The 15,550-nt window shown below is 72.4% G+C and carries 13 protein-coding genes and 1 tRNA gene; 5 read left to right on the top strand and 9 right to left on the bottom strand.

Annotated features, from left to right (window positions below; genetic code table 11):
* Window positions 1-39: 39 nt before the first annotated feature.
* Complete coding sequence (locus tag ABT118_RS11940; RefSeq protein WP_350661333.1) at window positions 40-1,518, bottom strand: catalase; 1,479 nt, start codon at window positions 1,516-1,518, stop codon at window positions 40-42.
* Between the two features lie 118 nt (window positions 1,519-1,636).
* On the opposite strand from ABT118_RS11940, the gene ABT118_RS11935 reads away from it, so the two are divergent.
* Window positions 1,637-2,047, top strand: coding sequence for a Fur family transcriptional regulator (locus ABT118_RS11935; protein WP_350661324.1), 411 nt, complete (start codon window positions 1,637-1,639; stop codon window positions 2,045-2,047).
* A 50-nt stretch (window positions 2,048-2,097) separates the two neighbouring features.
* Here the strand turns inward: ABT118_RS11935 and ABT118_RS11930 are convergent, their stop codons facing one another.
* The 3 genes from ABT118_RS11930 to ABT118_RS11920 form a co-directional block, all read right to left on the bottom strand.
* The gene (locus ABT118_RS11930; protein ID WP_350661306.1) at window positions 2,098-4,023 is read right to left on the bottom strand and encodes a tetratricopeptide repeat protein; all 1,926 of its coding nucleotides are present in this window, start codon (window positions 4,021-4,023) and stop codon (window positions 2,098-2,100) included.
* 336 nt (window positions 4,024-4,359) lie between these two features.
* Window positions 4,360-4,433 (bottom strand) — tRNA-Met (locus tag ABT118_RS11925).
* A gap of 65 nt (window positions 4,434-4,498) precedes the next feature.
* Window positions 4,499-7,393, bottom strand: coding sequence for a UPF0182 family membrane protein (locus ABT118_RS11920; RefSeq protein WP_350661285.1), 2,895 nt, complete (start codon window positions 7,391-7,393; stop codon window positions 4,499-4,501).
* 171 nt (window positions 7,394-7,564) lie between these two features.
* Here ABT118_RS11920 and ABT118_RS11915 point away from each other — a divergent pair, with 171 nt between their 5' ends.
* Entirely contained in the window at window positions 7,565-8,125 is a 561-nt protein-coding gene (locus ABT118_RS11915) for a PPA1309 family protein (RefSeq protein ID WP_350661272.1), read from the top strand.
* Window positions 8,126-8,176: 51 nt separating this feature from the next.
* Here the strand turns inward: ABT118_RS11915 and ABT118_RS11910 are convergent, their stop codons facing one another.
* From ABT118_RS11910 to ABT118_RS11895, 4 genes are all read right to left on the bottom strand, one after another.
* A complete protein-coding gene (locus tag ABT118_RS11910; protein WP_350661258.1) occupies window positions 8,177-9,259 on the bottom strand; it encodes a YlbL family protein in 1,083 nt (360 codons plus the stop codon).
* Between the two features lie 43 nt (window positions 9,260-9,302).
* The gene (locus ABT118_RS11905; protein ID WP_350661248.1) at window positions 9,303-9,485 is read right to left on the bottom strand and encodes a hypothetical protein; all 183 of its coding nucleotides are present in this window, start codon (window positions 9,483-9,485) and stop codon (window positions 9,303-9,305) included.
* Between the two features lie 152 nt (window positions 9,486-9,637).
* Window positions 9,638-10,078 carry a molybdenum cofactor biosynthesis protein MoaE gene (locus ABT118_RS11900; RefSeq protein ID WP_350661236.1) on the bottom strand — a complete coding sequence of 147 codons (441 nt, stop codon included), beginning with the start codon at window positions 10,076-10,078 and terminating at the stop codon, window positions 9,638-9,640.
* A 163-nt stretch (window positions 10,079-10,241) separates the two neighbouring features.
* Window positions 10,242-11,390 carry an NAD-dependent epimerase/dehydratase family protein gene (locus ABT118_RS11895; protein WP_502884528.1) on the bottom strand — a complete coding sequence of 383 codons (1,149 nt, stop codon included), beginning with the start codon at window positions 11,388-11,390 and terminating at the stop codon, window positions 10,242-10,244.
* 180 nt (window positions 11,391-11,570) lie between these two features.
* Here ABT118_RS11895 and ABT118_RS11890 point away from each other — a divergent pair, with 180 nt between their 5' ends.
* Window positions 11,571-13,070 carry a zinc-dependent metalloprotease gene (locus ABT118_RS11890; RefSeq protein ID WP_350665188.1) on the top strand — a complete coding sequence of 500 codons (1,500 nt, stop codon included), beginning with the start codon at window positions 11,571-11,573 and terminating at the stop codon, window positions 13,068-13,070.
* Entirely contained in the window at window positions 13,067-13,636 is a 570-nt protein-coding gene (locus tag ABT118_RS11885) for an NUDIX hydrolase (protein WP_350661205.1), read from the top strand. Before ABT118_RS11890 ends, ABT118_RS11885 begins: the two co-directional genes overlap by 4 nt.
* Here the strand turns inward: ABT118_RS11885 and ABT118_RS11880 are convergent.
* Entirely contained in the window at window positions 13,633-14,175 is a 543-nt protein-coding gene (locus tag ABT118_RS11880; protein ID WP_350661187.1) for a M48 family metallopeptidase, read from the bottom strand. The genes ABT118_RS11885 and ABT118_RS11880 overlap by 4 nt on opposite strands.
* Before the next feature lie 186 nt (window positions 14,176-14,361).
* Between ABT118_RS11880 and ABT118_RS11875 the strand changes: the two genes are divergently transcribed.
* Entirely contained in the window at window positions 14,362-15,462 is a 1,101-nt protein-coding gene (locus ABT118_RS11875; protein WP_350665171.1) for a ThiF family adenylyltransferase, read from the top strand.
* Window positions 15,463-15,550: the final 88 nt, after the last annotated feature.

The raw sequence follows: 15,550 nt of genomic DNA, 5'->3' as shown, positions 1-15,550 counted from the left end.
ACGAGTGAACGTCTCCGGGGCCCGCGGTCTGAGGTGCCGTTACTTCTGCTTGCGCAGCTCGCGGACGGCGTCCTCCAGGCGCTGACCGTAGTCGGCGTCGGCCTGGCGGAAGTTGTTGATCGCCCGCTCCACGATGTCCTCGCGGTCGGCCGAGACCTTGGCGATGAAGCCGGCCAGGTTGGCGATCAGACGGGCCTTCTCGTCCTCGGAGAAGAGCCGGTAGAGGTCGCCGGCCTGCACGAAGTCGGTGTCCTCGCTGTGCGAGGGCGCCTCGTGGTTGCCGGTCAGGCCGTTCACCGGCACCGAGGCCCAGAGCGCGCGACCGGTCTCGACCGGGCCGCCGAAGCTGTTCGGCTCGTAGTTCTTCGCCCGGCCGTGGCGGCCGTCGTAGAGGTGGCCGTCCCGGCTGTTGGTGCGCGCTTCGGCGGCGTGCGGGCGGTTCACCGGCAGGTGGTCGGCGTTGATGCCGACGCGGTAGCGGTGGGCGTCCGCGTAGGCGAACAGGCGGCCCTGCAGCATCTTGTCCGGGGACGGGCCGATGCCCGGCACGAAGTGGCCCGGGGAGAAGATCGACTGCTCGACCTCGGCGAAGACGTTGTCGGGGTTGCGGTTGAGCTCCAGCTTCCCGATCTCGATCGGCGGGTAGTCCGCGTGCGGCCAGACCTTGGTCAGGTCGAACGGGTTGAAGCGGTAGTTCGCCGCGTCGGCCGCGGGCATGATCTGGACCTGCACGGTCCAGGTCGGGAAGTCACCGTTCTCGATCGAGGTGCGCAGGTCGCGCTGGTGGCTGTCCGGGTCCTCGCCGGCCAGCTTGGCGGCCTCCTCGGCGGTGAGGTTCTTGATGCCCTGGTCGGTCTTGAAGTGGTACTTCACCCAGAAGTACTCGCCGGCCTCGTTCTGCCACTGGTACGTGTGGCTGCCGTAGCCGTTGAGGTGGCGGTAGCTGGCCGGGATGCCGCGGTCGCCGAACAGCCAGGTCACCTGGTGGGTCGACTCGGGCGAGAGGCCCCAGAAGTCCCAGACGTTGTCCGCCTCCTGCGAGCCGGTGTACGGGTCGCGCTTCTGGGTGTGGATGAAGTCCGGGAACTTGATGGCGTCCTTGATGAAGAACACCGGGGTGTTGTTGCCGACGAGGTCGTAGTTCCCCTCCTCGGTGTAGAACTTCAGCGCCCAGCCGCGCGGGTCGCGGACCGCGTCGGCCGAACCGAGGTTGCCCGCCACGGTGGAGAACCGCAGGAAGGTCTCGGTCTGCTTGCCGACCTCGGACAGGAACGCGGCCCGGGTGTACGCCGAGACGTCCGCCGTGAGCGTGAAGGTGCCGTACGCGGCCGCGCCGCGGGCGTGCACCACGCGCTCCGGGATGCGCTCCCGGTTGAAGTGCGCGAGCTTCTCGAACAGCGTCTGATCCTGGATCAGCGCCGGACCACCGATGCCCGCGGTCTCGGTGTTCTGGTTGTCGGCGACCGGTGCGCCGGCCTCCGTCGTCAGCGTGGGCCGCAGCTCGTCCTGGGTGGTCATGTCGGGTATGCCTCCGCGTGTCCGGTCGTACCGTGCCTAAGTATTGGCTCGATCCTAGCTTGGACTTTGTCTAAGTCAACACTGGAACCAAGTCGAGAACGTGGCTTACCCTGTCCCCATGAGTGACCTGCTGGAACGACTTCGCGGACGCGGCTGGCGTCTCACCTCGCAGCGGCGTGTCGTGGCCGAGGTCCTCGACGGGGACCACGTCCACCTCACCGCCGACGAGGTGCACGCCCGCGCGGTGGCCCGCCTGCCCGAGATCAGCCGCGCCACGGTCTACAACACGCTCGGCGAGATGGTGTCCCTGGGCGAGGTGATGGAGGTCGCCACCGACGGCCGCGCCAAGCGCTACGACCCCAACGCCCGGCACGCCCACCAGCACCTCATCTGCTCCGGCTGCGGCTCCATCCGCGACGTCCACCCCCAGGGTGACCTGATCGCCGCCCTCCCCGCAGGGGAACGCTTCGGCTTTGTCATCTCCGGCGCCGAGGTCACCTACCGGGGCCTCTGTCCGGACTGCAGCTGAACTTCTTCGCAGGGATCTGGCGCCGGGGTCACTGACGGTGCACCGCGTGCCTAAGCGCTGAGCTCCGCGTGCAGCGCACCGAGCAGCCGCGAGGCCCGCTCGGTGACCTCCGGCGGCCCGTAGTCGGCGGCCCGTCGGCACCAGTTCTCCGCCTGCACCGGCTCCCCCCGCCGCAGCGCGAGCAGCGCGAGCCGCAGCGCGGCCCGCCCGTGCCCGGCGTCCGCGGCCCGGGTGTACCAGACCATCGCCTCCGCCTCCTCGTCCTGACGGGCCAACAGCAGCCCCAGGTTGAAGGCGGCGCTCCGACTGCCGGCCTCGGCCGCCCGCCGGTACCAGCTCTCGGCGATCTCCAGCGCCCCCCGCTCGGCGGCCCGCACGCCCATCCGGACCTGCGACCGCCGGTGCCCGGCGTCGGCCGCGACCGCGTACCAGTGCTCGGCCTCCTCGTCCGCGTCTCCGCGCCGGTCCAGCAGCGAGGCCAGCCTGAACGAGCCCTCCGCCGACGAACCCGCCGCCGCCTGCCGGTAGCGCTCCAGCGCGCCGGTCAGCTGCCCGCGCTGCTCCAGGGCCACGGCCAGCTGCAGCGCAGCCTCGCCGTGCCCCTCCGCCGCAGCGCGCGCGTACCACTCGTGCGCCTGCTGCTGCTCCCCGCGCCCGGCGTGCAGCACGCCCAGGTTGAACGCGCCGTCGACGCTCCCCGCCTCGGCCGCCTTCGAGAACCACGGCTCGGCACCCGACTCGTCTCCACGCTGGAGCAGCACGACGGCCAGCGCGTTGCAGGCCTCCCGGTGCCCGGCGTACGCCGCGCGCCGGTACCACTGCTCGGCCTGGGCCTCGCGCCCGGCGCCCGCGCAGAGCAGACCGAGGTTGAACGCGCCGTTCTGGTCGCCCGCCTCCAGCGCGGCGCGGTACCAGCGCTCGGCGTCGACCGCCTCTCCCCGCCCGGCATGCAGCGCACCGAGGGCGTTGGCGGCGTTGCCGTCACCGGCCTCGGCCGCCTCCTGCCACCACTCGGCGGCCGAGGTCAGGTCACCCGCGTCCCGGAGCAGGAAGCCCAGCGCGCAGGCCGCGCGCGGCTCGCCGTTCTGCGCCGCCTGCCGGTACCAGCGCGCCGCCTCGTCGAGGTCGTTGCGCTCCTCCAGCAGCACGCCGAGCCGCAGCCCCGCACGGGCGTGGCTGCGGGCGGCGGCGGTGCGGTACCAGGTCTCGGCGGTCTCCTTGTCGCCCGCCGCCTCCCGCATCCGGGCCAGCCGGTACGCGGCCTCGCGGTGCCCCGCGTCGGCGGACACCTTGAACCAGCGCTCGGCCCGCACGTCGCGCCGATGCTCCATCAGATCGCCCAGCGCGTACGCCCCGAGCGGGTGGCCGTGCTCGGCGGCGAAGTGCAGCCAGTACTCGGCCGCCTCCTCCTCGCCCTGGTCGCGCAGCTGCAGCCCGAGCGCGTGCGCGGCCGGGGCCGAGCCGGCCACGGCGGCGTGCCGCCACCACTGGGCCGCCTCGGCCCGGTGGCCGCGCTGGTGCAGCAGCACGCCCAGGTTGTTGGCGGCGGCGCGCAGCCCGGCGGCCGCGGCGGTGCGGAGGTACGGTTCGGCGTCCGCCAGGTCGCCCCGGCGGAGCAGCAGCGCGCCGAGCTGGCTGGCCGCGTTCGGGTCACCCTGGTCGGCGGCCTGACGGTGCCTCGACTCCAGCGCGGCCTGCTCGCGGGCGGCCAGCGCGGTCTCGAAGCTGTCCCGGTCCGGCTCGGTGGCGGGCGGCGGGCCGTAGCTGCCGGCGGCGGGTGCGAACTCGCGCGCGGAGACCCGGACCAGACTGTCCGGGCCGAACCCGGCGTCCGTCCGAGGGACCGTCAGACCGCTGGTCCGCTGGGCGGGCAGGGCCGCCGCGGTCTCGTCGCTCTGCGCCCATGCCTCGGTGTCGGCCGCCCCCGCAACCGACTTCGATCCTCGGCCCGGATCGTTCCTTCCGATCAGCTTCATGCCGACTCCCGCTTCCCCCGAGTGCTGCGGCACCCGCCGGGGACGTGTCGGATTCGGCGGCGACGACTCCCCCTGGGCCAGGGAGTCAACTGCCGTACGGCGTCCCCCATGTGCTCCATCGTCGCATCACCCGCAACCCGCGTACACCTGCCCCGGCCAGGTTTTGGCGGGGCGGGCCGAAGCCCGGCGAGATTGCTTCAGCGCTTTGTCGATTTCCCGACACTTGACCCCCACAAACCCCGGGCACGCATCGTACCGGAGTGGACCACGGGTGAGCGCCCTCAATACAGAAGCACCGAAGGCCCGGAGAAAGATCTCCGGGCCTTCGGTTCAGAGTAGCGGGGACAGGATTTGAACCTGCGACCTCTGGGTTATGAGCCCAGCGAGCTACCGAGCTGCTCCACCCCGCGTCGTTGTGTCCCAACCATAACACGGGGGTGGAGCAGCTCGTTAACCGCTATTCGCCGGCCGGACCTCAGCCGGTCTTCTGCTGGCCCGCTGCCGCGGCGGCGTCCAGCGCCGCCTTCAGCGCCTTCTGGGCCTCGCCGTACTTGGCCCAGTCGCCGGCCTTCTGCGCCGCCTCGCCGTCGTTGAACGCCTTCTGGGCGTCCGCGATGGCCTTGGCCTGCTCGGCGTTGACCGTCCCCGGCGTGGTCGGGGTGGTGGGCGTGGTCGGCGTGGTGCCGGGAGTGGTCGGCGCCGTCGGGGTGGTCGGCGTCACCGTGGTGGCGTTGCCGAGCACCTTCTTCAGCGCCTCCTCCAGCGTGTTCTCGAAGGCCACGTTGTCGTTGCCGTACACCGCGAGCACCTTCTGCAGCACCGGGTAGTCGGCGCCGCGGCCGCGCACGTAGACCGGCTCGACGTTGAGCAGGCCGCCGCCGACCGGGAGGGTCAGCAGGTTGCCGTACTCGATGTCGGAGTCGCCGCCGATCTTCAGCGTGTTGAGCTTGTTGGCCACGTCGGTGTTCGAGTTGAACTGCGACTGCACCAGCTTGGGGCCGAGGGTGTTGGAGTCACCCGGCACCTTGAGGATGCGGATCTTCCCGTACTCGGGCCCCGGGTCCGCGCTGACCGCCATGAAGGCCGCCAGGTTGTCCCGCTTGCTGGGCACGAAGGTGGTGGTCAGCGAGAAGCTCGCCTCGGTCACCGCGGGGTCGGGCATCCGCACCGTCATGTAGTACGGCGGCTGCACCGCACCGGTGTTGGTGGTCGGGTCGACCGGGACCTGCCAGATGTCGGTGCCGTTGAAGAACGAGTTGGCGTCCGTCATGTGGTACTGGCCGAGCAGGTCGCGCTGCACCTTGAACATGTCCTGCGGGTAGCGCAGGTGCGGCATCAGCCCGGTCGGGATGTCGGCCTTGGCCTTCACGGTGCCGGGGAAGGCCTTCATCCAGGTCTTCAGCACCGGGTCCGCGTCGTCCCACTGGTAGAGCGTCACCTCGCCGGTGTAGGCGTCCACGGTCGCCTTCACCGAGTTCCGGATGTAGTTGACCTTGTTGACCGAGGTGAGCGTGCGCCCGCGCTGGTCGGTCAGCGAGTCCTTGGTGACGTCGCCCAGGGTGGTCTTGGACGCGAACGGGTAGCCGTCCGAGGTGGTGTAGCCGTCCAGCACCCAGACCAGCTTGTTGTTCTGCACCACCGGGTACGGGTCGGCGTCGATCGAGAGCCAGGGGGCGACCTTCTCCACCCGCTCCTTGGGCGTCCGGTCGTAGATCACCTTGGCACCGTTGGTGATCGCACCCGCGTACAGGATCTGCGGCTCGGCGAAGCGCACCGCGTAGGCGGCCCGGGTGAACGGGTTGTTCAGCGAGACGCCGCTCTCCCCGGTGTACTGGTACTGCTTGTCACCGGCGTCGGTGGAGTAGTCGATCTCCTGGTTGGAGCCGCCGACGATGGAGTAGGTCTTGGTCTCCTCGCCGTAGTAGATCCGCTGCTGGTAGTCGCCCAGCGCACCGGTGGACGGCAGACCCGACTCGGTGAAGACCGGCTGGCCCTTGTCGTTGACCTGGTTGCCCTTGGCCGAGACGACGCCGTAGCCGTGGGTGTACTTGAAGTGGTCGTTGATCCAGTTCCGCTGCTGCACCCCGGCGAGGTTGAGCTCGCGCAGGCCGATCACGGTGTCCTGGCCGCCGGCCTGGCCGTTGCCGTACCGGTCCACGTCCAGCGTCTTCGGGAACTTGTAGTACGAACGCTGCTGCTCGATCTGCTGGAACGTCGGCGAGACCACGTTCGGGTCCAGCAGGCGGATGTCGGCGATGGTCTGCGCGTCCGACTTCAGCGCCTCGGTGTTGGTGGTCGCCTTCGGCGAGTACTGCTGCGTCTGGCTGTCCGCGATGCCGTACGCCTGCCTGGTGGCGTCGATGTTCTTCTGGATGTACGGCGTCTCCTTGGCCTGCTCGTTCGGCTTGACCTGGAACTGCTGCACGATCGCCGGGTAGAGCCCGCCGATCAGCACCGCCGAGAGCGCCATCAGCCCGAAGCCGATCAGGGCCGGGGCCCAGGTCTTGCGGATCGGGGTGAGGAAGAACAGCGCCGCACAGATGATCGCGACGAAGAACAGGATGGTCTTGGCCGGCAGGAACGCGTTGGCGTCCACGTACCGCAGCCCGGTCCAGCCGTCGACCTGCTTGTAGGCGCCGGTCTTGACCGCCAGCGCGTACCGGTCCAGCCAGTACGCGGCCGCCTTCAGCAGCACGAACACGCCCAGCAGCACGGCCAGATGGCCCTGCGCGCCGGAGCTCGCCTTCCGCCCCGGGCCCTGCAGCCGCAGGCCGCCGTACAGGTAGTGCACGACCACCGAGGCCAGCAGCGAGACGATCACCGCGCTGAACGCGAAGCCGAGCAGGAACTCGTACCAGGGCAGCTCGAAGGCGTAGAACGAGACGTCCAGGTGGAACTGACTGTCCTTCACCCCGAACGGCGTCTGGTTGGTCCAGAGCATCCAGGTCCGCCACTGCCCGGCCGCCGCCGCTCCGGCCACCAGGCCGACCAGCAGCGCGATCGCGATCAGCAGCCACTTCTTGTACGGGGCGACGCCCATCCGGTAGCGGTCCAGGCTCTGCTGCTCCACCGACATCGCGGCCAGCGGCGGCCGGAGCCGGTACGCCAGCCAGACGTTGAAGCCGACCACCACGGCCATCGCCAGCCCGAACGCCGCGAACAGGCCGGCCTTGGTCCAGAGCTGGGCGGTGAAGACGGAGGAGTAGCGGACCGACTTGAACCAGAGCCAGTCGGTCCACAGGCCCGCGAACATCACGAACAGCAGGAAGAGCACCGCCAGCACCCCTGCGGTCAGCAGGAGTACGCGGGTGCGCCGGGAGGGCGGGCCGACTCTGGCGCGGAAGCCCGGGCCCCCCGGGCGGTCCGGCATCTGGAATACCAAGGTGGCACCTCTGCTGTGTCGTGTGGTCGGGTCGGGTCCGGTCTCCTGTGCAACTTAATCGGTCTTTACCTGAGTTCCCACGGTTAACCACGAGTTAGACGGGTGGGCACCCGGGCGGGCCGAACCGGCGGCGGCGCCGCGCATGTGAGGATTGGTCCCATGTCCGATGCACTTGATGCCCTGGCCGGCGGCAAGCCGCCCGCCGCCTCCCCGCTCACCCGCGCCGCGCTGGAGATCGACGAGTACGCCGCCACTCTCGGCTGGGACCTGCCGACCCGGCTGTTCGCGCTGGTCGACAGCACCGCGCTGCGCAAGCAGGACCCGAAGCTGGCCAAGCAGCTCGGCCTGACCGACGAGAACCCCGGCGACCTGACCGTGATCGAGCAGGACGAGCTGCCCGCCGGGATGGAGCTGGACAAGTTCCTCGGCACCATCGCCTGGCCCGACCAGGTGGTCGGCTGCGCCCTGGTGGTGGAGCGTCAGATGCTCCCGCCGGGTGCCGAGCAGACCCGCCCGAAGAACGCCACCGAAGCCCAGATCGCCGAGTGGGTGGCCAACCAGCCGGGCCGCGAGGAGGTCCGGATCACCGCGGCCGTGCTGCGCGGCGGCAAGAAGGAGATCGCGCTCCGGCTGCGCTCCAAGGACGTCGCCCGCGAGGTGCTCACCGGCCCCGACCTGGTGCCCGGTCTGACCGAGGCACTGCTCGCCACCTTCGCCTGAACCACCGGGCCGCAGACCCGCTGAGCAGCCGTCAGGCCGCGGTGGGCCGGATCAGCCGGCCGGGCAGCTCGGCAGCTCCGCGGTCTGCCCGGCCCGGATCAGGTCCAGCGACTTGAGTGCGCCGTCCAGGGTCTCCGCCTTCACCAGGCGGAGGCCCTTCGGCGTGGCCCCGGACGCCTCGGTGCAGTTGTCGGCCGGGGTGAAGAAGTACTCGGCGCCCTTGTCCCTGGCCGCGATCAGCTTCATCGAGATGCCGCCGATCGGGCCGACCTTGCCGTCGTCGGTGATGGTGCCGGTGCCCGCGACGAACTTGCCGCCGGTCAGGTCGGTCGGGGTGAGCTTGTCCACGATGCCGAGCGAGAACATCAGGCCCGCGCTCGGGCCGCCGACGTCCTGCAGCCCGATGTCGATCTTGAACGGGTAGGTGTGCTCGACGTCCGGCCTGATCCCGACCACGGCCCGGTCCGACTCGGCCGCCTTCGCGGTGACCACCGGCACCTGGGTCTCGTCGGCCGGGCCCGCCGTGGCGCTGTTGCGGTCCTTGGGAACGATGGTGAAGTTCGCCGTCTCGCCCGGCTTGTGCTTGGTCACCAGCTCGGCCACCTGCTGGGCGGTGGTCACCGGGGTGCCGTCCACCGCGACGATCCGGTCCCCCGCGTGCAGCTTGCCCTCGGACGGGCCGCCGGCCACCACGGACTTCACCACCACCTGGGTCCCGACCGGGATGCCCAGCTGGTTCAGCGCGGCGGTCTTGGCGCTGTCCTCGGAGGAGGCGAACTCCTCCGCGTTCTGCTGCTGCGCCTCCTGGTCGGTCTGACCGTCGGAGTAGACGTTGTCGTGCGGCACCACCAGCACGTCGCCGCGCAGCCAGCCGATCACCGCCGAGACCAGGCTCGGCTCGTACTTGGCGCCGGTCACCTGAACGGTCGTCATGTTGAGGTGGCCGGTGGTCGGGTAGGTCTCGTGCCCGGTGATCTGGATCACCGGCTTCCCGTCCTCCTCCTGCGTCCCGAGCGTGTTGTACGTCGGGCCGGGGCTCATCTCCGTGTACGGCACCTTCATCAGGACCGACGCGCAGAGCAGTGCTATGAGCATCAGGGTGGCTGCGAGCATCGTCGCGGAGCGGCGTGGCATGGGACCGACAGTACGGGACGGAGCCGTCACCGTGCCGCCCGGGCTACCGCTTCCGGGGCTCCGCCGGGGAGCCGGTGCTGCGCTCCATCGCGGCCCGGAAGCGCTGGTGCTCGGCCAGCGAGGCCGGATCACCGGTGGCCCTCGGGGTCCGGGCGGCCCAGCCGGCCCAGAGCATGGCGAACACCGCCGCCACGACAGGAATGATCAACCAGGCGAGCGCAGCCATGTCCGTACTCCCAGCTCGTCGTTCGTATGAGCAGATTAACCACCCGGCAGCACAACGGCTGCAGCGCCATTCGGGTTACGGCACGACGATTTGGCTCACCGCTGGGGAGTATTCGTAGGACCGGGTGCGACCGAACGGGGTGGGACGGCGGCTCAGCAGGAGCCCGCGCCGACCCACTCCTCCTCGCCGTCGGTGAAGACCTGGTGCTTCCAGATCGGCACCTCGTGCTTGAGGTCGTCGATCAGCCGCCGGGCGGCCGCGAAGGCCTCGCCCCGGTGCGGGCAGGAGACCGCGACGATGACCGCCTTGTCGGTGATCTCCAGCCGGCCGACCCGGTGCACCGCCGCCAGCGCCCGGACCGGGAACTCGGCGCAGATCTTCTCGGCGATCCGCCGCATCTCCTGCTCGGCGCTCGGGTGGGCGCTGTACTCCAGCGCGGCGACCGACTTGCCGCCGTCGTGGTCGCGCACCGTGCCGACGAAGACCGTGGTGCCGCCGGCCGCGTCGTCGCCGACCGCCTCGTACACCTCGTCCAGCGAGAGCGGGGTCTCCCGGACGGCCAGCAGGCGGATGGGGTCGTGGTTCTCGGACATGCTCACCATGATTCCTCATCCCCCGGGGTTCGCGACAAGAGGTTTCCGCATCACGATTGGGACATTCCGCCAGACGGAACGGGCTGGCGGCCGCCCGGATGCAGTCCGACCGGGCAACAGGCGCACGGCCTCGACCGCACGCCCCTGGACGGACCCGACCGCGTCAGATCCGGCGGCTCTTCCTGGCCCGGCGCACCAGCGCCGCCGTACCGATCAGCGCCACCGTGGCCCCCGCCGCCCCCAGACTGGTCGCGGCCTCCTTGCCGCCCAGCCGGCGCCCGGCCACCGCGTGCTTGCCCGCGACCTGCGCCAGCAGCTCGCCCAGCACCTGCTCGTTGGTGTACGCGGGCCGCCAGCCCGCCTCGTACAACCGGCTGCCGGAGACTACCCACGGGTACATCGTGTAGGCCAGGTCACCCGCCGGGGCCGGGGTCAGGCCCAGCCGGTGCAGCCGGGCCGCGGTGCCCAGCGCCAGCGCGGCGGGCAGTTCCATCCGGCGGATACCGGACAGCTGCTCCACGTCCTCCTGCTCCAGCCAGCCGTCGCAGCCGACCGTCACCTCGCCCTCGACCAGGCCGAGCGTCGCGTACTCCAGTGCGGCCGCCAGGTCGTCCACGTGGCAGAACTGCCAGCACGGCCGCGAACCGGCCACCACCAGCAGCCGGGGCGCCTCGAAGTGCCTGGTCAGCACGGTGTCGACGCCCGGGCCGACCACCACGGCCGGCCGCAGCACGGTCACCTGCAGACCGGGGTGCGCCCGGGGCGCGCGCCGGGCCAGCCGCTCGATCTCCAGCAGGTCCCCGACCAGCGAGGCCTCCTCGGTGGCCCGCAGCTCGGCCGACTCGGCCAGCGGCACCTCGTTGTCCGGCAGCGCGCCGTAGACCATCGCCGAGGTGCAGAGCACCACCCGGCTCACACCGGCGGCCGCGGCAGCGGTCAGCACGGTCTGCGCGCCCCGCACGTTGTACGCGCTCCGCGCCCTGGGGTCGGTCTCCATGCCGAGGTCCATGGCCAGGTGCACCACCACGTCCACCCCGGTCAGCCGCTCGGCCACCGCCGGGTCGCGGACGTCCAGCACCCGCCACTGCACGCCGGGCACCTCACCGCGCCGGTCGTCCAGCGCGAGCACCTTGCGCACGCCCGGCGAGCCGACCAGCCGGGCCGCGACCCGTTCACCGAGCACCCCCGCGGCACCGGTGACGGCCACGGTGAGCGGCTTGCCGCCGTAGGCTGGAGACGGCGAACCCGCGGCAGCAGGGGCGTCCTCACCTCCGGTCAGCCCAGAGCGAACGTCCGAAGGCGGGGAACTCACCGGCCATCCTCCACGGTTAGCTTATGTGCGTACGTACGAGTGTCACGTACCGACCATCCTGCCCGAGGCGCGGCCCCGGCGGTGCACCCGGCGCGATCGGGCCGCGCGGCCACCGCCGGTTCCGGGCACGCAGACCCCCGCCACACCACCCGCGTGACGGCCGACCAGAACGAGGACCCCGTGAGCGACCTCCCCTTCGGATTCGGCGTTCCTCCCGAGGAGCCCGAGGACGGCAAGGCCAAGCGCGACAAGGACGACAAGGCCGAAGGCGCCGAGCCGACACCGCCGCAGCCGTTCGGTTTCGGCGGGGCCAACCCCTTCGGCGCGCTGTTCGGGATGGGCGGCCCGGGGGCTCCCGGCGGGGCTCAGGGTGACAACCCGTTCGGGGCGATGCTCGGCGGTCTGAATCCCAACGACCTCGGCGCGGCGTTCCAGCAGCTCGGTCAGATGCTCTCCTTCGACGGCGGCCCGGTGAACTGGGACCTGGCCCGTGACATCGCCCGGCAGACCGTGGTCGCCGAGCAGCCCGAGGGCAGGAGCAAGGACCGCTCGGTGAGCGCCGCCGAGCGCTCGGCGGTCGCCGAGGCGGTCCGGCTGGCCGACCTCTGGCTGGACTCCGCCACCGAGTTCCCGTCCGGTGCGGGCACCGCCGTGGCGTGGAGCCGGGCCGAGTGGATCGAGGCCACCCTGCCGGTCTGGAAGGACCTGGTCGACCCGGTCGCCGAGCGGGTCGGCAACGCCATGGGCGGCGTGCTGCCCGAGGAGATGCAGGCGATGGCCGGGCCGCTGATGGGCATGATGCGCTCGATGGGCGGCGCCATGTTCGGCACCCAGATCGGCCAGGCGCTCGGCGCGCTGGCCGCCGAGGTGGTCGGCTCCACCGACGTCGGCCTGCCGCTCGCCCCGGCCGGCAAGGCCGCCCTGCTGCCGCAGAACGTCGCCGAGTTCGGCGAGGGCCTGAACATCCCGGTCGACGAGGTCCGGCTCTACCTGGCCCTGCGCGAGGCCGCCCACCAGCGGCTGTTCGCCCATGTGCCGTGGCTGCGGGCGCACCTGTTCGGCGCGGTCGAGGCGTACGCCCGGGGCATCAAGGTCGACACCACCCGGATGGAGGAGCTGGTCGGCCAGCTCGACCCGTCCAACCCCGAGGCGCTGCAGGAGGCGCTGGCCAACGGCCTGCTCCAGCCCGAGGACACCCCGGCCCAGAAGGCCGCGCTGGCCCGCCTGGAGACCGCGCTCGCGCTGGTCGAGGGCTGGGTCGACGCCGTCGTGCACGCCGCCGCCGAACCGCACCTGCCGCAGGCCGGCGCGCTCCGCGAGACCGTCCGCCGCCGCCGCGCGGCCGGCGGCCCGGCCGAGCAGACCTTCGCCACCCTGGTCGGCCTGGAGCTGCGCCCGCGCCGCCTGCGGGACGCCTCCCGGCTCTGGGCCTCGCTCGCCGACGCCCGCGGCGTCGACGGCCGGGACGCGCTCTGGGAGCACCCCGACATGCTGCCCACCGCGGCCGACCTGGACGACCCGGACGGCTTCGTGCACCGCGGCTCCGGCGACGGCGCCGAGGGCGGGATCGACTTCTCCGAGCTGGACAAGCTGCTCGGCGAGGCCGCCAAGGGCCGGGACGCCGACCAGGGCGAGGGCACTCCGGGCACGGCCGGCGACGACGAGGAGCCCGGCAAGTGACGGTGCTGCACGCCGACGCGGTCCGGACGCTGCGGTCCTGGTCGGTGGCCGACCCGGGCCAGGACCGGCTCCGGCTCGACTACCTCGACCACCTGGCCGACCGCCCCGACGGGATGTGGCGCTCCAGCCTGCCCGCGCACATCACCGCCAGCGCGGTGGTGGTCGACCCCTCGGCGGGCCGGGTGCTGCTGACCCTGCACCCGAAGGTCGGCATCTGGCTGCAGATGGGCGGGCACTGCGAGCCCGGGGACGACACGCTGGCCGCCGCCGCGCTGCGCGAGGCGACCGAGGAGTCCGGCATCGCCGACCTGGAGCTGCTCACCGCCGACGGCGGGCCGGTGCCGGTCAAGCTGGACCGCCACCGCGTCCGCTGCACCGGCAAGGACCAGCCGGAGAACACCCACCTGGACGTGCAGTACGTCGCCCTGGCACCGGCCGGGGCGCAGGCCCTGATCAGCGAGGAGTCGCTCGACCTGCGCTGGTTCGACTACGACCGGCTGCCGGAGCTGACCGACGGGTCGGTGCGCGAACTGGTCGCGCTGGCACGGAAGCTGACGGAGGGTTAGGCGGGGGCCTGCTCGCCGCTCCGGGCGTGCGGCAGGTGCGCCGCGGCGGCCACCCCCTCCAGGTAGCCGCGGGCCCGCTCGGTGCGCGGGTAGGCCGCCAGCAGGGCCCAGAACACCGGGCCGTGACCGGCCTCCAGCAGGTGCGCCAGCTCGTGCAGCAGCACGTAGTCGACCACGTACTCGGGCATGCCCTGGAGCCGGTGGGACAGGCGGATGCTGCCCTCGGCCGGGGTGCAGGAGCCCCAGCGTGAATTCTGGTTGGTCACCCAGCGGACCACCGCCGGACGGGCCCGGCCGCCCAGGTAGGCGTCGGAGAGCTCGCGGGCCCGCACGGTCAGCGCCTCGTCGCCGAGCACCCGGCGGCTCTCCTGTGCGGCCAGCCGGTCGAGCATCCGGGCCACCCAGCGCCGCTCCTCCGCCTGCGACATCCGGGCCGGGATCAGCACGATCGTCCGGTCGCCCTCGCGGTAGGCGGAGACGGTGCGCTTGCGGCGGGCGCTGCGGCGGACCTCGACCGCGGAGTCCAGTTCGGCTGCCATGACAGAGGACGGTACCCGGCGCCGCCGACAGTCCGGCGGCGGGCGGAGTTGTCCACAGGCTGTGCAGAACTATGGTCGGACAAGCCCTCCGGGCCTGTGGACAGCGCCGAGCGGGAGGACGCCGGGATCGGGCATGCTTCCACCAGCCCGCCGTACCCGCTCCGACCGGAGGCCGCCGTGCGCCCGATGGTGAAGCCCGCCCTCTCACGTCTGTGGCGCGACCACGACACCCTGCAGTTCGGCACCGTCCGGCAGCACGCCCGGGTGGTGGACGAGGTCAGCCAGCCCGTCGCCGCGTTCCTGGAGCTGCTCGACGGCAGCCGCGAGCGGCCCGCCCTGCTGGAGGCGGGCGAGCGGCTCGGGCTCGGCCGGGAGGTCGCCGAGCAGCTGCTCGGCTCGCTGGAGCAGGGCGGGCTGCTGGACGACGCCGAGGCCGGCCGGGCCCTGCTCGACGACTACCCCAAGGCCAGGCAGGAGCTGCTCGGCCCCGACCTGGCGTCACTCTCCCTGGTCCACCCGGACCCTGGCGAGGCACCCGCCGTCCTGCGCGGCCGGGCCGCCGCCCGGGTCGAGGTCCAGGGCGCCGGGCGGGTCGGTGCCGCGATCGGCGCGGTGCTGGCCGCCGGGGGCGTCGGCGGGGTCACCCTCACCGACCAGGGCCGGGTCACCGCCCGGGACTGCTCCCCCGCCGGGTACCCGCCGAGCGAGATCGGCCGGCTGCGGGCCACCGCCGCCCGGGAGGTGGTGCACCGCGCCTCCGGGGCCGCCACCGGGGACCGGCACCGCCCGCGCAGGCCCGAGGACGGGGCGCCGCCCGCCCTGGTGGTGCTGGCCCCCAGGGACGGCGCCGGGGCCTTCACCGGCGTCGCCGCCGAGGCGCACCGGCTGATGCGGGCCGGCGTCCCGCACCTGTACGTCGGGGTGCTGGAGCACCTCGGCATCGTCGGGCCGCTGGTGCTGCCCGGCGCCTCCGCCTGCGGCTCCTGCGCCACCCTCACCCGCCGGGACGAGGACGAGGCCTGGCCCCGGCTGCTGGCCCAGCTCGGCGCCGACGGCCCGGGCCGCCCCCGCACCCCGGCCTGCGACAGCGCTCTGGCCACCGCGGTGGCCGGGCTGGCCGCCCTGCACGTCGAGCTCTACCTGGACGGCGTCCGGCCACCCAGTGTGGACGGCTGGTGCGAGGTCTCCGCCGCCGACGGGATGGCCCGCCGCCTGCGGCTTCCCACCCACCCGGCCTGCGGCTGCACCTGGCCCTCGGGTCCACCGGAGCAGCGAGTGGGCAGCTGAGGCCGCCCCAGGAGTTGCCAAGGTCCGGCCGACCCCGGCGGAGCCGGTTCGGCGAGCGGGCACAATGGCCAGTGACACGTCCTGCGGG

The sequence above is a fragment of the Kitasatospora sp. NPDC002040 genome (assembly GCF_040296785.1).
Lineage (GTDB): Bacteria > Actinomycetota > Actinomycetes > Streptomycetales > Streptomycetaceae > Kitasatospora.
This window is presented reverse-complemented; position numbering and strand designations above follow the sequence as displayed.